The sequence below is a fragment of the Aeromonas sp. R4-2 genome, from assembly GCF_040908295.1.
In the GTDB taxonomy this organism is placed as follows: Bacteria; Pseudomonadota; Gammaproteobacteria; order Enterobacterales; family Aeromonadaceae; genus Aeromonas; species Aeromonas veronii.
The window spans coordinates 18,532-36,186 of the sequence record NZ_JBFODL010000025.1 but is presented as its reverse complement, the minus strand read 5'-3'; the positions used below and the strand labels follow the sequence as shown (position 1 = coordinate 36,186).

Annotated in this window: 19 protein-coding genes; 9 read left to right on the top strand and 10 right to left on the bottom strand. The window is 56.6% G+C overall.

The window, feature by feature from the left end; translation table 11 throughout:
- Nucleotides 1-2: 2 nt before the first annotated feature.
- The 5 genes from AB5Y99_RS19675 to dnaB all read right to left on the bottom strand — a co-directional run bounded on the left by AB5Y99_RS19675 (nt 3) and on the right by dnaB (nt 6,124).
- Nucleotides 3-1,751: a hypothetical protein gene (locus AB5Y99_RS19675; RefSeq protein ID WP_157162464.1), complete on the bottom strand. Its 1,749-nt coding sequence runs from the start codon at nt 1,749-1,751 to the stop codon at nt 3-5.
- Entirely contained in the window at nt 1,744-2,991 is a 1,248-nt protein-coding gene (locus tag AB5Y99_RS19670) for a tyrosine-type recombinase/integrase (RefSeq protein ID WP_157162463.1), read from the bottom strand. Before AB5Y99_RS19670 ends, AB5Y99_RS19675 begins: the two co-directional genes overlap by 8 nt.
- Nucleotides 2,992-3,093: 102 nt before the next feature.
- A complete protein-coding gene (locus tag AB5Y99_RS19665; protein WP_368210627.1) occupies nt 3,094-3,465 on the bottom strand; it encodes a secondary thiamine-phosphate synthase enzyme YjbQ in 372 nt (123 codons plus the stop codon).
- On the bottom strand, nt 3,465-4,538 hold the full coding sequence (gene alr, locus AB5Y99_RS19660) for an alanine racemase (RefSeq protein WP_368210626.1): 1,074 nt from the start codon (nt 4,536-4,538) through the stop codon (nt 3,465-3,467). The genes AB5Y99_RS19665 and alr overlap by 1 nt, the downstream gene beginning before the upstream one ends.
- A 191-nt stretch (nt 4,539-4,729) precedes the next feature.
- The gene (gene dnaB, locus AB5Y99_RS19655; RefSeq protein WP_026035132.1) at nt 4,730-6,124 is read right to left on the bottom strand and encodes a replicative DNA helicase; all 1,395 of its coding nucleotides are present in this window, start codon (nt 6,122-6,124) and stop codon (nt 4,730-4,732) included.
- Nucleotides 6,125-6,487: 363 nt separating this feature from the next.
- On the opposite strand from dnaB, the gene AB5Y99_RS19650 reads away from it, so the two are divergent.
- The gene (locus AB5Y99_RS19650; RefSeq protein ID WP_005335275.1) at nt 6,488-7,348 is read left to right on the top strand and encodes a Tim44 domain-containing protein; all 861 of its coding nucleotides are present in this window, start codon (nt 6,488-6,490) and stop codon (nt 7,346-7,348) included.
- Between the two features lie 426 nt (nt 7,349-7,774).
- On the opposite strand, the gene slyD is transcribed toward AB5Y99_RS19650, so the two are convergent.
- Together slyD and AB5Y99_RS19640 are read right to left on the bottom strand one after the other, a co-directional pair.
- A complete protein-coding gene (gene slyD, locus AB5Y99_RS19645; RefSeq protein WP_005348264.1) occupies nt 7,775-8,446 on the bottom strand; it encodes a peptidylprolyl isomerase in 672 nt (223 codons plus the stop codon).
- A gap of 143 nt (nt 8,447-8,589) precedes the next feature.
- A complete protein-coding gene (locus tag AB5Y99_RS19640; protein WP_005335287.1) occupies nt 8,590-8,793 on the bottom strand; it encodes a YheV family putative zinc ribbon protein in 204 nt (67 codons plus the stop codon).
- Between the two features lie 39 nt (nt 8,794-8,832).
- Between AB5Y99_RS19640 and AB5Y99_RS19635 the strand changes: the two genes are divergently transcribed.
- The 3 genes from AB5Y99_RS19635 (at nt 8,833) to AB5Y99_RS19625 (ending at nt 11,598) form a co-directional block, all read left to right on the top strand.
- Nucleotides 8,833-9,492, top strand: coding sequence for a hypothetical protein (locus AB5Y99_RS19635; RefSeq protein WP_368210624.1), 660 nt, complete (start codon nt 8,833-8,835; stop codon nt 9,490-9,492).
- A 153-nt stretch (nt 9,493-9,645) separates the two neighbouring features.
- Nucleotides 9,646-10,545, top strand: coding sequence for a chemotaxis protein (locus AB5Y99_RS19630; protein WP_005335289.1), 900 nt, complete (start codon nt 9,646-9,648; stop codon nt 10,543-10,545).
- A gap of 66 nt (nt 10,546-10,611) precedes the next feature.
- Nucleotides 10,612-11,598, top strand: a complete 987-nt coding sequence (locus tag AB5Y99_RS19625; protein ID WP_368210623.1) for a hydrolase — start codon at nt 10,612-10,614, stop codon at nt 11,596-11,598.
- On the opposite strand, the gene AB5Y99_RS19620 is transcribed toward AB5Y99_RS19625, so the two are convergent.
- Entirely contained in the window at nt 11,577-12,728 is a 1,152-nt protein-coding gene (locus AB5Y99_RS19620) for a GGDEF domain-containing protein (protein ID WP_368210621.1), read from the bottom strand. The two genes, AB5Y99_RS19625 and AB5Y99_RS19620, sit on opposite strands and share 22 nt — an antisense overlap.
- 97 nt (nt 12,729-12,825) lie before the next feature.
- On the opposite strand from AB5Y99_RS19620, the gene AB5Y99_RS19615 reads away from it, so the two are divergent.
- From AB5Y99_RS19615 to AB5Y99_RS19605, 3 genes are read left to right on the top strand one after another with little or no spacing between them, the layout of a single operon-like run.
- The gene (locus AB5Y99_RS19615) at nt 12,826-13,050 is read left to right on the top strand and encodes a YheU family protein (RefSeq protein WP_005335298.1); all 225 of its coding nucleotides are present in this window, start codon (nt 12,826-12,828) and stop codon (nt 13,048-13,050) included.
- Nucleotides 13,051-13,102: 52 nt separating this feature from the next.
- Entirely contained in the window at nt 13,103-13,972 is an 870-nt protein-coding gene (locus tag AB5Y99_RS19610) for a phosphoribulokinase (RefSeq protein ID WP_005335299.1), read from the top strand.
- 16 nt (nt 13,973-13,988) lie between these two features.
- On the top strand, nt 13,989-14,522 hold the full coding sequence (locus AB5Y99_RS19605; protein WP_368210620.1) for a DUF4136 domain-containing protein: 534 nt from the start codon (nt 13,989-13,991) through the stop codon (nt 14,520-14,522).
- 143 nt (nt 14,523-14,665) lie between these two features.
- On the opposite strand, the gene AB5Y99_RS19600 is transcribed toward AB5Y99_RS19605, so the two are convergent.
- Complete coding sequence (locus AB5Y99_RS19600; protein WP_005348285.1) at nt 14,666-14,962, bottom strand: MliC family protein; 297 nt, start codon at nt 14,960-14,962, stop codon at nt 14,666-14,668.
- A gap of 93 nt (nt 14,963-15,055) precedes the next feature.
- Entirely contained in the window at nt 15,056-15,460 is a 405-nt protein-coding gene (locus tag AB5Y99_RS19595; RefSeq protein WP_005362569.1) for an OsmC family protein, read from the bottom strand.
- Nucleotides 15,461-15,760: 300 nt separating this feature from the next.
- On the opposite strand from AB5Y99_RS19595, the gene crp reads away from it, so the two are divergent.
- Nucleotides 15,761-16,399, top strand: coding sequence for a cAMP-activated global transcriptional regulator CRP (gene crp, locus AB5Y99_RS19590; protein ID WP_005335304.1), 639 nt, complete (start codon nt 15,761-15,763; stop codon nt 16,397-16,399).
- Nucleotides 16,400-16,524: 125 nt separating this feature from the next.
- Nucleotides 16,525-17,325 (top strand): putative RNA methyltransferase, encoded by an 801-nt coding sequence (locus tag AB5Y99_RS19585; protein WP_368210618.1) that lies wholly within the window; start codon nt 16,525-16,527, stop codon nt 17,323-17,325.
- Nucleotides 17,326-17,655 lie beyond the last annotated feature (330 nt).

Below are 17,655 nucleotides of genomic sequence, written 5' to 3'. Positions count from 1 at the left end.
CTCTACGACTCCAAAAAATCCAATACACTGGCCCAATCAGGGTGATAGTAACCTTCTGCCACCCGTATCTGCGCCTCATTCACCCACTGAGCACGTTCTTCACTCTCTTGCTCGAACCAAGCTATCTTGGCGTTCAGCCGATCAATCACCTTATCAGCTGGGAAAGTCTCATTCCTTATAACGCCTGCTGCTTCCAGTGTTTTAAGGTGCCTAAACGAAGCTAGCGACCAAATGTAATCGAAAGAATCAATGTCTCTCAAACTTTTGCACCACAGACATCCCGACTGGTTGATGCAATTTGGTGCCACAACCCCTCCTGGCCTGTTCTCGATTAACGTCGGCTCTCCAGAACAATGTCCTGCTATCAACGAGCTCTTCAAGAATCCCGTGTCAATTTGATCGTGGCGATGCCAAAAGCGCGTAATTTCGGCAGTTGCGCGTTGCTGGCTGGGAAGCTCATACTTATCCCTTAAAGTCTCCTTAACATGCTGTAGCATTTCAGCCGTTAACGTTAAATCCCCTCCCGACCGCCGTAAAAACCAGTTGGCGCGAGTGTGCCTTAGCATAATCGGCGGAATCCAAGGGATGCCATTTTTCAAGAGCAACTTACGCAGAGACAGGTATAAAACTCTGCTATCAGATGAAGGGTTCCCCCCCCTATCACAAGAAGGAAATAGTAGGTCAGAGCTAGGGAAAAAGTGATCGATGAACCTGAGGTATTCTTGAAGGTGTGGCTTGTAAGACTTATATATACTAAACATCACTTCGCCCCCCCGCCTCCGCTTAAATGCCCTAACTTGCCATTGGTCGCCTGCCGGTTTGTAACGAAATTCTGAACGAGTTAACGCTTGGGCTGTTGTAACGTTCATACCTGTTTGCGCGATGAAGATGAGAAACTCAGCTGTCACCCTGAGTGTGACGAGGTAACTACGCTTTGTGCCTGATATGTGCTCAACAGGTGCGCGCGATTTCTTAATTTGCTCGACGGAACGCCGTTGTGAAGCCGTTAGGTTCTCGCGGGGATCGTACAACGCAGCATCATGAACCACTCGCGTTTTGTTGAGATTGATAACGACCTCGATATACTCACCCAATGGGTTCTGAAACGGGATCCTTAAAGGAAGTGGCCCCAGTACCGAATTTACCGAGATCCCTTTCGCAAGCGCTATCAGAAAGCGCCCCATATTGCACGTATCTTCGAGGTTTTGCTTATCAGCTACTCTACCTACCGCCTTTTTGGAAGATGGTGGACACACCAATCGGGTGCGCTTAACCAAAGCTATACTTGCCGGAATGCCAAGGATCTCACCAAAAATGGTAGAAAGGGTGGATGAATACTTGAATGCTGTCGTTTTTTTCAGTTCGGGTGGTGTTGCGTTACACCGCAAGAACAGATACTCACAGTATTCTAAATATGCCTCAACAAGGTTATCGAGCGTTACATCACATCCATTATGGTCGCAGAAGTCAAAAAACAGCTGCAAGCCCGCCAAATCACCTTCCACCGTTGCCAATGACCAGCCAGAAACCAACCTCATCTCAAAGAACTCTTTGATTTCAAGTACCAACGCCAACCGGTGCAGCTTTTCTGGATGCGTACCACTCTGTTCTATGCGGCGGAAAAACCACCGAGGATCCAGCGCCTTACCGTTACTGGCATACGGACGGATATACAGAAAGCGTCGTAGATCGAAACGAGCTTTGCTCCCTACGTTGTCATGCCGCACTCTCAAATCAGGGAGATTATTCATTGATCACTTCGTCAATCAGCATAGTGGAATGGGCAGCACGGCCAGAAAAGAAGTCAAAAAACTCGTCTGACAACTTTTCTTTGATTGGTTCATTTTGCACAAACCGGATGTACTTCCATGTAGTAGTTTCACTCTTATGGAACATAGCATCTCTGACAAAAGCGATCGCATCATCAGTGTGACTCACTGTTGACATACATAAACGCATGAGCTCCGTCCCGAAGGAGGCTCGGCTCTGGTGGAACTTTAACCGCTCAAACTCACCCAGACCCTCTTTCACAAGTTTTTTCCTGAGTTCGGACATAAGGCGTGTAAACGATGCCTCCTCGTATTTCTTCCCTCGAGTCGTCAAAAACAGCAACGTTTTGTTCTCTTGAGACGCTTTTGCCTGACGTAAAATACGCCTAGTACTCGTTGCGTAATTCTGTAGCAGATGCAGAAGGGGTAAAGGGACAAGCAGTTCACCACTGACGCCAAACTTCGTCTTAACCAGCGTCGGTGGGCCAATAGGTATACGTTGCAAATGGGAAATTGATGGATCGCCATGTGCCGATTCGAGTGTAGAAAGGCGCAGTGAGCGAATGGTCTCAATTCGAGCCCCCGTGAAAAAGCCGAGCGAGAACATCAAATAAAGCTCGGTCATACCCTTTGCCTCAAGAAACGCAAGTAATGTGCGGCGAGAGGTCTGATTTAAGGGCATTATCCCATCTTCAACAACAGAACCTGGTCGTTTACGGTTTGAGATCGTGAGATCGCTGGAGGTCACAGTGAGAGTTCGTGGCAAACCGACCAAAGAATGACTTCGAATAACCTTGTGTTGATCTTCCCACAAAGGTTGTTGCTCTAGCAGCCTTTCAGCCCTTGCCCATCGATAGAACGCCAGTACAGCACTAATACGAGCAGAGGCGGTACTAGGTGAAAGGCGACCTTTGTCACGTCTCTCAATGAGATTGCCACGGTAGCGGACTAGGCATCGTAGCTTTCTCTTTTGTGGGAAATAGCGCCAATCCAGACCTTCACATTCGAGAAACTCAGCATAGTCACGCAAGTGATTCATGAATGCGTTAACCGTCTCAATATTGCGCCCAGTCTCCAGCCGTTGGATAGCGTAGGCATTTGCCTCTAACCATGGCTCTCCATCCTGGCGAAAAATCTGCGGGCATTTATGGATAACACGTTGTTCTTCATCAACGACCCACGGTAACCCAAATTCATTCACCCCACTCAGATCTAGCTTCATGGGTTGATAATTGAATTTCTCTCGTATCGCCACGGTTCTACACCTATAAACATCCCTGTGATGTCAAAAGTTTTGTATGTCAGGTGTAGAGTGTCAAACCAATTATTCGGGTGTAAGCCAGATCCCCTGCCAGGTGCCGAGCGCCAACTGACCATCGCGAACTGGCAGCAGCAGGCTCACCCCGAGCAGGGAGGATTTGATGTGGGCGGGCATGTCATCCGGCCCCTCATAGGTGTGGCGATAGTAGGGGGCATCCTCCGGCGCCAGCCGGTGCAGATGAGCCTCCATATCGCTGCGCACGCTGGGGTCGCAATTCTCGTTGAGGGTGAGCGAGGCAGAGGTGTGTTGCAGCAGCAGGTGGGCCATGCCAATCCGGTAATCTGCCAGCATCGGCAGCTTGGCCACCAGCTCGTCGGTCACCAGATGAAAGCCCCGCGAACGGGGCTTCAACGTCAGCAGGCACTGCTGCCACATCAGACGTACTCCATAAAGACGCGGGAGGTGAGTTTGGTGATGAGTTCGTAGGGGATGGTGCCAATCTCGTCGGCCACCCGCTCCACCGGTAGCCCCTCGCCCCACAGCACCGCCTCGTCGCCGGGCTTGTCGGTCGCGCCCGGGCCCAGATCGACGGTGCTCATATCCATGGAGACACGCCCCACCAGCGGCACGATGCGGCCGTTGATCAGCACGGAAGTGCCATTAGGCGCCATGCGCGGATAACCGTCACCGTAGCCGATGGCAATCACGCCAAGGCGGGTATCGCGATCCGCCACCCAGTTGGCGCCGTAGCCCACCGGCTCGCCCGCCTTGTGATCCCGCACCGCAATCAGCTGGGTCTTCAAGGTCATCACCGGCTGCAGGTCGTAATCGGCCGCCACCGTGTTGGGGAAGGGCGAGACGCCATAGAGGATGACACCGGGGCGAACCCAGTCGCAGTGGGAGTCTGGCCAGGCCAGAATGCCCGCCGAGTTGGCCATGGCCCGCTCGCCTGCCAGCGGTGCGGTCAACTTGCTGAACAAATCGATCTGCTCGCGGGTAGTGGGCTGCTCCAGCTCATCGGAGCGGCTGAAGTGGGTCATGATGTTGAACGGCTGCACCACGTTCTTGCACTTGCCGAGGCGCTCGATAAAGGCGGGCATCTCGTCGGCCCGCACCCCGAGCCGGTGCATGCCGGTGTCGAGCTTGAGCCAGGCCACCACAGGGGCTGGCAGCTCGGCCTGCTCAAGCGCTTCGAGCTGCTCCCAGGTGTGAACCGCCGTCTGCAGATTGTTGGCCGCCAGCACCGGCAGATCGTCGGCGGAGAAGAAGCCCTCCAGCAGCACGATGGGTTTGACCACGGCGCAGGAGCGCAGCATCAGCGCCTCTTCGATACGGGCCACCGCGTAGGCATCCGCATCCACCAGGGTGCGGGCGACCGGCAGCAGTCCGTGGCCATAGGCGTTGGCCTTGACCACAGCGATGATCTTGCAAGCGGGAGCGTGGCGCTTGACCACGGCGAGGTTATGGCGCAAGGCCGCAGTATTGATTTGGGCAGTAGCCGCTTTCATGGTTTTCCCTTACGAGGGCACAAATGGTCTCCCCCTCATCGGGCCGAAGACCGCCACTCACTTATCGTCGTCGAAGGCCGGACCGGCATAATTGTCGAACCGGGAAAACAGGCCCTGAGCAGCAGTCAATGACTGGCTATCGATCAGGGCAGTCGTGGTAATGACGAAACCGCCATCACCTTGGGTTTACATCAATAATCGTCATCAAACGCCGGACCGGCGTAGTTGTCGAACCGGGAGAACTGACCCTGGAAGGTGAGACGCACTCTTCCGATAGGGCCGTTACGCTGCTTGCCGATGATAATCTCGGCAATCCCCTTGTCCGGGCTGTCATCGTGATAAACCTCATCACGATAGATAAACATGATCAAATCCGCATCCTGCTCAATGGAGCCCGATTCACGAAGATCCGAGTTGACCGGGCGCTTGTCGGCCCGCTGTTCCAGGCTTCGGTTCAGCTGGGAGAGCGCCACCACCGGGCACTGCAGCTCTTTCGCCAAGGCCTTGAGGGAGCGGGATATCTCGCCGATCTCCAAGGTACGGTTGTCAGAGAGCGCCGGCACCCGCATCAGCTGCAGGTAGTCCACCATGATCATGGATAGGCCACCGTGCTCGCGTGCCACCCGACGGGCACGGGAGCGCACATCGGTCGGAGTGAGGCCGGAGGCGTCATCGATATACATCTTGCCCTTCTCCAGCAGCAATCCCATGGTGGAGGAGAGGCGCGCCCAATCCTCGTCGTCGAGCTGACCGGTACGCACCTTGGTCTGATCGATGCGACCGACCGAGGCGAGCATACGCATGATGATCTGCTCGGAGGGCATCTCCAGCGAGAAGATAAGCACCGGCTTGTCGGCGGTGAGGGCCGCATGCTCGCAGAGGTTCATGGCAAAGGTGGTCTTGCCCATGGAGGGACGGGCCGCCACGATGATCAAATCCGAGCGCTGCAAACCGGCGGTCATCTTGTCCAGATCGTTGTAACCGCTCGATACCCCGGTCACCCCGTTGTGCGGGGTCTTGAACAGCTCTTCAATCTTGTCGACGGTCTGCTCGAGGATGAGCTTCAGGGGCTGGGGCCCCTCGTTGGCGCTGGTGCGCTGCTCGGCAATCTTGAATACCTTGCTCTCGGCCAGATCGAGCAGATCGCCGGAGGTACGGCCCTGTGGCTCGTAGCCTGCTTCGACTATCTCGTTGGCGACCGAGATCATCTCCCGTACGACCGCCCGCTCACGCACGATTTCGGCGTAGGCGTTGATGTTGGCAGCACTCGGGGTGTTCTTGGCGATCTCCACCAGATAGGCGAAGCCGCCCGCCTCTTCCAGCTGTTCGGAGCGCTCCAGCTCCTCCTGCAAGGTGATGAGGTCGATGGGGTTGCCCGCGTTGGAGAGGCGGGTCATAGCCTGGAAGATCAACCGGTGCGGACGGCTGTAGAAATCCTGATCGATAACCCGTTCGGCAACCCGATCCCAGGCATCGTTATCCAGCATCAGGCCGCCCAGTACGGACTGTTCGGCCTCAAAAGAGTGGGGAGGAACTTTCAGCTGTTGTGTCTTGGCGTCTTTTTTCGCCGTCACTTGCTCTGCCATACACATAAAAACCGCAGCGGGAAGGGGACGGGAATTTTACAAAAGAAAGCCAACTACGGCGAGCCCTATCTGGCGGCTCATACCATCATAAAGGGCCAAACCAGAGTCTGCTCTACCTTGACCATTTTGATTTTGCTTCGCATTTTGCGCTCCTTGCGACTCAATCTTCTGCTTTTCATCCGGTTTACTCCTCTTGTTTGACGCCGCATCGCGGCTACCTCGTTCATGAATAATTCATGCCAGAGGTGATATTGATGAATACAAGCTGCGACACAATTAGGGACAGGCAGCCTGCCATGCGCCTTGCTGAGCTTGCCAAAGCGGAGCATGCCCCACCCACAGACGAGAGTGAAAAGAGTCAAAATGAAAAAGATGCTGACCCTGTTTGCCGTGATCCTGGCCATTGGCCTGGGGGCACCTCACGCCGAAGCCAAGAAATTTGGCGGCGGCAAATCCTTTGGTAAAAGTTACAAAACTGCGCCGGCCCAGCCTGCGGCCAAACCGGTCGACAACAAGAATCCGACACTGAATGCCCAGACTCCGCCGAAAAAGAGCGGCATGATGGGTGGCCTGCTGGGCGGCCTGCTGGCTGGCGGCCTGTTTGCCTACCTGCTGGGCAGCGGTGCCTTTGAAGGTCTGCAAGGAATGGACTTCCTGCTGATCGCCCTGCTGGCGCTGGGTGCCGTCTTCCTGATCCGTACCCTGCGCAAGGGCAAGGTCGCGACGCCACAGCCACAACAGGCGGCCTATGCGGGCTATCAGCCACCGCAATCCGCGGCCCCGCAGCAGTTTGAGCAGAGCAACAGCGCACCGCAAGCCACCGGCTTTGCCGACAGCGACGTGCCGTTCCGCCTTCCGCCGGGCTTTGACATGAACAGCTTCCTGGCCGGTGCCCGCGATCACTATCGCACCCTGCAAGAGGCGTGGAACAAGAACGATCTGGAAAAAGTGCGCGAGTACGTCAGCCCCGAGCTCTTTGAGCAGCTCAAAGCCGAGCGCGCCGAACTGACTGGCGACCAGCATACCGAAGTGATGTATGTGGATACCCAGCTGGTACGCGCTGACTACGGCAGCGACTGGGCCCAGGTGAGCGTGCGCTTCAGCGGCCGCTACATGGACCGTCAGGAGCAGGTCGAAGAAGACATCAAAGAGGTGTGGCACCTCGAGCGCGATCTGGCCAAAAACAATGCCCCCTGGCATATCGTCGGTATCGAGCAGCTCTAAGGCTTCGCGCCTATCAGTTAGTCACTAGGCAATAGCCAGTCAGTTAAGCCTGACTGGCTATTTTTTTATGGGGCACAACGAGACCAAATAGAGACTGACGCTGGCTCGTTATAGCTGTTGGGACATGAAGTAACTTGGTCATATTGCGCTGATGATTACACCGATTTGATGACTCGTTTGCAGATGACGTTTGCGCTCCGCACAAAAGCCCCATCGCGGAACCGAGAGGGAATAATTTTGAGCATTAACCAAAAATAAGCAGCCCTGTTAGCTTGGGAAAAGCCGCGGGCCTATTTGACAGACATAAAAAATCCGAAGCCAGAACAACCGGCTTCGGATTTCATCATCCAAGGAGGAGCAATTAATGAATATTAATTGCTCGGTATGACTCCTACGGCAGATTTTTTATCATCGGCATGGCCGTGATCAGTGGTGATGGCCCTTGCCACCACAACCGCCGCCACCGCAGCAGCCGCCGTGACCATGGTCATCACCGTGGTCGTGGCCATGATCGTGACCGTGGCCAGCACCGCCGCAGCAACCGCCCTGGCCGTGATCCTCATCATGGTCGTGACCATGACCGCCACAGCAGCCGCCGTGATCGTGGTCATGACCGTGATCGTGACCGCAACCACCGGCACCGTGAACGTGGCCGTGGGCCAGCTCTTCGGCAGTGGCGGCACGCACGTCCTTGATCTCGACCTTGAAGCCCAGGGTTACGCCAGCCAGCGGATGGTTGCCATCCACTTTGACGAACTCTTCGGACACTTCAACCACGGTCACCGGACGGTGGCCATCGTCGGTTTCAGCCACAAAAGTATCCCCTTCGGAGACTTCCATGCCGTCGAACAGCTCGCCCGGTACTTCTTGTACCAGTGTCTCGTCATATTCGCCGTAGGCCTGGCTCGGTGCCAGAGTCACTTCGAAGGCTTCACCTACCGCGCGACCTTCCAGCTCGGCTTCCAGGCCAGAGACCAGGTAACGGGTGCCGTGCAGATAGACCAGCGGCTCTTTGCCGACAGTGCTGTCGATGACTTCACCGTGCTCGTCGGTGACTGTGTATTCCAGCGTAACCACGCTCAGAGGAGCTACTTTCATGTCAGGATCCTGCGGATAGAAAAAAACGGGCTCAGAATACCCTAAAAAGCGGGCCGCGCATATGCCGTGCGGCGCCACGGAGTGACGAAAAAAACGGCAACAGCGTCAGCGAGGAGACCCGCATTCCACCCGCCGTTGCCTTATCAGGGGCGAAACACCCCGATCACCTCTTCCGCCTCGCGAGTCTGCTTGTCGACCTCGGCAGGCGTTTGTACCTGGGTATCGCCACAGGCGACGCAGGTCACCTTCTCGACTCCATGCTCCAGATACAGCATCATGTTGTCCAATTTGCCGCACGCCGGGCAAACCGCACCGGCAATGAAGCGCTTTTTACGTCTGGTTTCCATATTTGTTACCTCCAGGCAGCATCATATCAGGGTTTTTACATGCATCACGCCATCGAGTATCACCATTTTTCCTGCCAGGGCCTGCACGCCGGCAACCGCAAACGAACTCCGGTCGGGCAGCTGTTGCGGATCACCCGGGGCGCCGCGCTGCTGAGACTGGGCCAACATGAGCTGTTGCTGCCGGCAGGCAGCAGCTTCTGGCTCTGCGCCGATGCCCTCGCGGCCTTCAGCCCCCTCAGCGGTTGCGAGTACGATCAGCTGAGTGTCTCTTTGCGCGTGGCTCAGCCGCAGCAGGCTGGCTGGCTGCAGGCCACGCCGCTGCTCGATGCCCTGCTCGACTCGCTGGCCCGGTGGCAACGTCCGAAAGAGTGGCAAGGAGCCTACGGTCAGCGACTGCAGGTGATCCTGGATGAGCTGCAACAGTGCGCCATCAGCCAGCAGGGTCACGGTGAGCTGCAAGCCTGCTGGCAAGCGCTGGCCAATGGCCAACCGGAGTCTCAGCAACAGTGGGCACAACAAGCCGATGCGCCGGTAGAAGGGAGTGAATTGCAACAACAGTGGCAACTGCTGCAGGCACTCAGATTGCTCAAGGGCGGCAGCAAGCCCGCACAGGTGGCCAGCAAGCTGGGTTATTCCGATGAGGCCGCATTGCAAGCTGCCTGCCAACAGTGGGGCGTTGGCGAGGATGGTGATCAATAACCGGACGCCGGTGTGAGTGTGCCAACGAAATTGGCTGAATGAGTCCAGTTTTTTGCCAGATGGTCGTTAACAAGGAAGGGCCATTCCCCCCGTAATCCTTTATGCTAGAGGCCTGAAGTGACTGCCAACGTTTCGACCAACAGGACATCTGCCATGACGAGCAAAGCCAATCAATCCCAGGGCATGTTGCTGTTTCACCTTTCAGCCAAACAATCCTTTGCCATCGGTACCCTCAAGGTGAAGGAGATAGTGCCCTACACCCAGCTGACGGCAATGCCTCACTCGCACCCGACCGTGTTGGGGGCTGCCAATATGCGCGGCTCCACCATTCCGGTAATCGACATGGCGATGGCGGTGGGCTATCGCCCCATCAGCAAGGAGGAGATGCCCCACTGCTTCATCATCATTACCGATTGCCGCCGTACCCTGGTGGGCTTTCTGGTACGGGGCATCGACAAGATCACCGAGTGCAACTGGCGCGATATCGAATCGCCCCCCGCCTCCCTCGGCCACAATGTGTTCGTAACCGGCGTGACCCGGGTCAATGACCAGCTGATCCAGCTGCTGGATGTGGAGCTGATCCTCTCCCGGGTCTATCCGGATGATCCGAGCCACCTCTATCCGGTACTGACCGATGTGCAGCGGGAACGGATCAAGCCGATGCGGATCCTGCTGGTTGATGACTCTTCGGTCGCCCGCCGTCAGTTGATGGCCGCCCTCGACTACATCAATATCCCCTATGAAGTCTGCACCAATGGCAAGGATGCACTGACCCTGATGCAGACGCGGGCGAGCCAGAAGACCCCAATCGACATTCTGGTGAGCGATATCGAGATGCCGGGGCTTGATGGCTACGAGCTGGCCTTCGAGGTACAGAGCGACAGCAAACTGGCGGGGGCCTACATCATCTTGCACACTTCGCTCTCCAGCGAGATCAGCGTGGAGCGGGCCCATCAGGTGGGTGCTCATGAGGCGCTGACCAAGTTCGAGGCCAATGAGCTGATCCAGGCCATGCTGCGCGGCGCCGAACATCACGATCGCCTGCTGAAATAAGCCAATGACTGGCGGGAGGAACACGCCTCCCGTCCTCCTTATCTTCGACCCAGACCGACTGACCCCATGCTGACCGAGAGCCACTTCCACGCCCCCTGGTGGGCCCGCAATCCTCATCTGCAGACCATATTGCCCAAATGGCTGCGCCGCACCCCTGCCCGATTTGTGGCGGAGCGGTTTGAACTGCAGGATGGGGACTTTGTCGACCTCGCCTGGAGCGGGGAAGTCAGCCTTGATGAACGGCCGCTGATAGTGGTGTTTCACGGGCTGGAGGGGAGCATTCACTCCCACTATGCCAAGGGATTGTTCGCCCATCTGCAGCAAGAGGGCAGAGAGGCTGTGCTGATGCACTTTCGCGGTTGCAGCGGCGAGCCCAATCGCCATCTTCAGGCCTATCACTCCGGCGCCATCGGTGATGCGCAGGAGCTGATTGCCGAGCTGAGCCAGCGCTTCCCGGGCAAACCGCTGATCGCCATCGGCTTTTCACTGGGTGGTAATATGCTGATCAATCTGCTGGCGCGGGGCTGTCCTGCGGCATTGAAAGCGGCGGTGGTGGTCTCGGCCCCGCTGCAACTGGCGAGCTGCGCCGAGCGGGTCAATCAGGGCTTCTCGAAGGTCTATCAGAACTATCTGCTGCGCACCATGCGCCGCAATTTGCTCAGCAAGATCCGCCAGCAGCAGAAAGCGAGTGAACGCTGGCAACCTCGACAAGTGGAACAGATTGCCACCCTGCGCGATTTTGACGAGCTGGTTACCGCGCCGCTGCACGGCTTTCACAGTGCCAGCCACTACTACCAGAGCTGCTCGGGACTACCGCTGCTGGCTCAAATCCCCATCCCTACCCTTATCCTGCACGCCGCCGACGATCCCTTTATGTCACACGCGGTCATTCCCCGGCCGGAGCAACTCTCGCCCACGGTGCGCTATGAGTTGAGCCAGCGCGGCGGCCATGTCGGCTTTCTGCACGGCACGCCCTGGCGGCCAAAGTTCTGGCTGGATGAACGGATCAGTCGCTGGATTGCCGAACAGAGTCACTCCTCAACACAGAACTGATTGCGTCCCGACTCCTTGGCCCGATAGAGCGCCTGATCGGCCCGCTCCAGCAACTGGCTCGCCCCTTCGCCGGAGACATTGCTGGCAATCCCCTGACTCACCGTCACACAGGGGGCAACATCGGACGCCAGATGCTCCAGCTGCAGGCTGGCCAGGCCATCTTGCAGCCGCTGCGCCACGCTGGCCGCCGCCTGACGGTCGGTATTGGGCAGCAGCAGCACAAACTCCTCTCCGCCATAGCGGGCCACCAGATCAGATGGCGTGCGAACCGCACGGTTGAGCGCTTGTGCCACCTCTTTGAGACACATATCCCCTACCTGATGGCCGTAGTGGTCGTTGAAGCGCTTGAAATAGTCCACATCGATCAGGATGAGCGATAGCGGAGCGCCGCTCTCCTGGCTATGGGCCAACGCGCGATCCAGCTCGATATTGAAATGCCGCCGGTTGGCGACACCGGTCAGAGGATCTTGCTTGGCGAGCTGATCAAGTTTGCGCAGCAGCGTCAGATTTTCATGCTCCCGCATGATCGCCAACTCAAACCAGCGGTGCAGCATGCGGCGGCCGACCTCCAGCGCAATCACGCCAAACAACACCCCAAGCAGGTAGATCTGGGGAAAATCGACGCGCAAAAAGAGCTCCAACCCCACACCCACCGTCATCGGGCCCAAGAGATAGCCATAAAAAATCTTGCGATCGGGATAAAACGCGATGAGCGCGGCCAGCAGGTTGAGCCGCATGATCCCGTTGGCATAGCTGACCCCTCCCCGCAGCTCCACCTGACCAATCGTGTAGATGTGCAGCGTCCAGAGTCCGCCCCATAGCACCATCACCAGCGCAGCCATCCGTAACCAGAGGCGATCCTGCAGATGGTCACAAAAGAGGCTGACAACGGGTAGCAGCAATAGCACCACCATGACCAGCGCCAGCTCACTCTGAAAGCGCCAGGGCAAGCTGTCATCACTGGCGAGCCCGACCTGGCTGTAAACCTCATAGCGTATCGAAAGAAACAACACCACCAGCCAGTTCAACAACCAGAACCACACCATGCCTCGGGCAATCGCCTCTCGACGTGCGCTGTCCAGATGCTCAGTCAGGGTTAACGGCGCGCTGCGCTGCGCTTCAGACAACATCTCTCAGACTCCGGTGAAAAGGTAAAAAGTGATTGCATTCGCGGGATTCAACACAACAATAGCCTGACGATCACCTCTTTTGCTGTGAGACCTTTAAATGATCATTCCCTGGCAAGAACTGGACGGCGACACCCTGACCAACCTGATCGAACACTTTGTGTTGCAGGAAGGAACCGAATATGGAGAGCAGGATGTCCCGCTTGGCGTCAAAGTCGATGCAGTGAGAGAACAATTACAGCAAGGCAAAGCTGTCATCGTCTATAGCGAGCTGCACGAATCGGTGAATATCGTGATGAAAGACCGCTTCATCGAGCAGTCTTGACCCAACCGCAATCCGGACCTTATAACGGAATTCCCAAGGAAGAGAGAATCCCATGTCGGCCAAGCACCCCATTATTGCTGTTACCGGTTCGTCCGGTGCCGGCACCTCCACCTCCACCAACGCCTTTCGCTCCATGTTCCATCAACTGGGATATACCGCGGCTGTGGTGGAAGGTGATAGTTTTCACCGCTACACCCGACCGGAAATGGATGTAGCGATCCGCAAGGCGCGCGAACAGGGGCGTCATATCAGCTATTTTGGCCCTGAGGCCAATGACTTCGGGCTGCTGGAGAGCTTTTTCCAGGGCTATGGGCAGGATGGCAATGGCCAGTATCGCCGCTACCTGCACAGCTTTGACGAGGCGGTGCCCTTCAACCAGATGCCTGGCACCTTCACCCCCTGGCAGCATCTGCCCAGCAATACCGACCTGCTGTTTTATGAAGGGCTGCACGGCGGAGTGGTTACCGAGGATCACAATGTGGCACGCCATGTGGATTTTCTGATAGGCGTGGTACCCATCGTCAACCTGGAGTGGATTCAGAAGCTGATCCGCGATACCTCGGAGCGAGGGCATTCCCGCGAGGCGGTGACCGACTCCATCGTTCGCTCCATGGATGACTACATCAACTTCATCACCCCGCAGTTCTCGCGCACCCATATCAACTTCCAACGGGTGCCGACGGTGGATACCTCCAACCCCTTCAGCGCCAAGGTGATCCCGAGTCTGGACGAGAGTATGCTGGTGATCCGGTTTCGCGGTATCAAGCAGGTGGATTTCCCCTACCTGCTGTCGATGATCGACGGCTCATTTATGTCGCGGATGAACACCATAGTGGTGCCGGGTGGCAAGATGGGCTTTGCGATGGAGCTGATCCTGCGCCCGCTCATCCAGCAATTGATCGAAACCGGCAAAATAACCTGATTCAAAGGAGTTCACGATGCGGCTTGCTTATCTCTCTGTGGCACTGCTCGCCCTGCTTGGCGGTTGCAGCAGCGGGCCGGCGGCCCCCACGCTGGAGTCCGGCACCATGCTGGTTCGCCCGATGGGCAACTGGACCTATGGTGCAACCCCGCGCTACGCCCTGGCCGAACAGTATCAATTTGCCGGTGAGTTGGCGGAAGGGTGGCTGGAGCCGATGCAGCAGGCGGTAAGCCGGGAGCTCAATGGCAAGGGATGGCAGAGTGCACCGCTTGACGAAGCGGATCTGTGGGTCGCTATCGGCGTCGCGGGCGGCAAGGATATGAGTGACGGCGAGATTTTCGCCCGTCTTGGCATGACGCCCGGGGTATATGCCTCGGCCAACCAGCGCAAAGGGTCGCTGGCCATCGTGCTGCTCGATCGCAAAACCCAGAAAGCGGTCTGGAGCAGCATCATCCAGCTGACCAGCGATGTGAGCATTGCAGACAGCCAACGTCAGGCGCTTAGCCAACAGCTCGCGGCCGAGATGCTCAATCGCGTCCCCACCAACTAACGCTTGTTTAGTGATAATGGATGGATAGAAAAACGGCTTGCCTCCCGGCAAGCCGTTTTTTTTGTGGTCTCAACCTCTTGACCCAATCCGGCCTAGGCCAGACTCGGGCATAAAGCCGCACACCTTCAGCTATCTGTGGTCACTTATTTGAGCGTACAGGTCAGCAGTGTGACCCCTTTCTGGGTGAGGAGAGCTTGTTTCTCTTGATTCCAGAAGGTGGTCAGGCCGTCAGAATATTTGGCGCCAGACTCTGACTCCACACGCGCCAGCTTGTGGTAAACCCCGGCATAGGGGAACTGCACCATGTCGGCCTGGGCATCATAGGTAACGGCCAGCATCTCTTCGCCACACTGGTATTGGCTGTATTGATACTGGGTAGGTTGCGGGCTGCTGCACGCCGCCAGACCCAAAAGGGGAAGCAGAGCGATCAATTTTTTCATTGCACTTTCCTTATGTAATGGCTTTATGTCATGGCCTTGTGCAGTGGCCTTACGTAACGGCCTTATGCCAGGGTACCAACGAAACTATCGTTATCAAGCTTCAACAATTTGATAACTATGGGTAATTTGTACCGCTTTTTCCAACATCAGGGAAACAGAACAGTATTTTTCCATCGACAGATCGACCGCTCTGGCCACCTGCTTCTCTGCCAATCCCTTGCCCGTCACCACGAAGTGCAGATTAATCTTCTCGAAAACCCGGGGCACGCTATCAACCCGTTCGCCACTGACATCGACGTGGCATGCGGTCACCGACTGGCGCGCTTTTTCGAGGATGGAAACCACATCAATGGAGCTGCAGCCACCGACCGCCAGCAGGATCATCTCCATCGGGCTGGCCCCCTCACCGGGGTTGGCACCATCCAGGATCACCTTGTGACCGGATTCACTCTCACCCACAAACTTCATCCCTTCCACCCAGCTGACCTTGGCTTTCATCTCGCACTCTCTCCTGTTAATCATGATGATGGATCCCTAGCATAACCCAGTCGCTTATCTCTGCCGAACAGGGGGAGTTGGGATGGAAATAGATCAAAATCAACATCTCCGACCTCTATCTTCCCTAGAATGGCCGAAGCGGCGCAGCAGGCATTACTCAAAGGGCTCTGTCAAAAGCCCGCAAAGCCTTGTCAGCACAGGCAAAGGCTCTTATCCTACTGCGACCAATACAAGGAATGGCAAGATTGGCAGCTTGCCCGGACGCACAAGTCCATAAAAAGACACTACAGAGGAATTCTCATGGTCATTGGCAAACCGCAAAGCGATCCCACCCTGGAATGGTTCTTGTCGCACTGCCACATTCATAAGTATCCCGCCAAGAGCACCCTGATCCATGCGGGTGAAAAAGCGGAGACCCTCTACTACATCGTCAAGGGCACTGTGGCCGTCTTGATCAAGGACGATGAGGGCAAAGAGATGATCCTCTCCTATCTGAACCAGGGCGATTTCCTGGGCGAGATGGGGATGTTTGAGGAGAACGAGAATCCCGAGCGCTCCGCCTGGGTTCGCGCCAAAGGCTCTTGCGAAGTGGCAGAGATCTCCTACAAGAAGTTCCGCCAGCTGATCCAGGTCAACCCGGACATTCTGATGCGTCTCTCTGGCCAGATGGCCAAGCGCCTGCAACACACCAGCCAGAAAGTGGGTAACCTCGCCTTCTTGGATGTGACCGGCCGGATCGCCCAGACCCTGCTCAACCTGGCCAAACAGCCGGATGCCATGACCCACCCGGATGGCATGCAGATCAAGATCACACGTCAGGAAATCGGCCAGATCGTCGGCTGCTCTCGTGAAACCGTGGGCCGCATCCTGAAGATGCTGGAAGAGCAGGAGCTCATCTCTGCTCACGGCAAGACCATTGTGGTATTTGGCACTCGCTGATGACCCGTCCGCAGGCCTGACTGAGGCCTTGGGATAAAAAAGGCTGCTACGGCAGCCTTTTTTGATCCTCTCCCCTATAATCCCGAACGCCCTTCACTGTTCCGGCATTCGCCCAGAGAGTTACTATGCATCTTCAATGTCCCCGTTGCCGCAGTCCGCTCCATCTTCATGAAGCCTCCCAGGGCCTCTATTGCGACAACAAGCATCACTTCGATCCGGCCCCGGAAGGTTATCTGGATCTCATCCCCGGCAAGAAAAACCCCAAAGACAGCGACAGCCGTGCCCTGATGCGCGCCAAGCACCATTTCCTGGAAGCCGGGCACCAACTGCCGCTGGTCGAGGCCATGGCCGCACTGCTCGCTCCGCTGGCACCACAAGAGCTGATCCATCTTGGGTGTGGTGAAGGCTACTACTGCCGCGCGCTGGCAGAGCGCCTGCCCGGCTGGCAGTTTGCTGGGGTTGATATCGCCAAGAACACCATCTTTGCCGCCAAAAAAGCGCAGCCGGACGGCCAGTTTGTCATTGCAGATCCCGCTCGCGCGCCGTTGCAACCGGGCTCTGCTCAGGTGTTGCTGGTCAACGATCTCAAGGTCAAGACCGAACAGCTGGTCAGCTGGCTGGCCCCCGGTGGCTATCTGCTCTACCTGCAGCCGGGCCCGCGCCATCAGTGGCAACTGCGGGTCAGCCTCAATCCGGTGAGCATGGAACACCCCCTCAGCTGGCCAACCCTCGGCGGTCTCAATCCGGTGGCTCAACAGCGCTGCCAGTTCAGCCTCACCATGGATCAGGCCATGCGCAGCTTTATTCTGGAGACCAGCCGTCTTGGCTGGCGGGCAACCGGTGAGCAGCGTCACGCTTTCGCTCAACAGGGCCCGAATGAACTGGAACAGGATCTGCTGCTGACCCTGTGGCAAAAGCCCATCTGATCACTGGCGGGAGCCTTGCAAGGCTCCCGCCCCGTTTTTCCCTCCCCGCCCAATTCTCCCCTGTGTGATATAGCTCACAACTTGAGCCATTGACCTTGTTGCTCAGAACAGCCTTGATGTCAAAAAAGTCACTAGAAAATAATTCATTGAATTTAATCTCTTTTTATCTTGTCAAAAACCGTCACACCCAGTCTTGATAACGACCTCGTCACCTCAATTAAACAACGATGGATTCAGGCCCAGTCAAGGTTGGGACGCCTACCGTGTGGCTATCGGACCATTTCCGATTTCACAGAACCGACAACAAGTTCGGAAGTGTTTACATCAGAG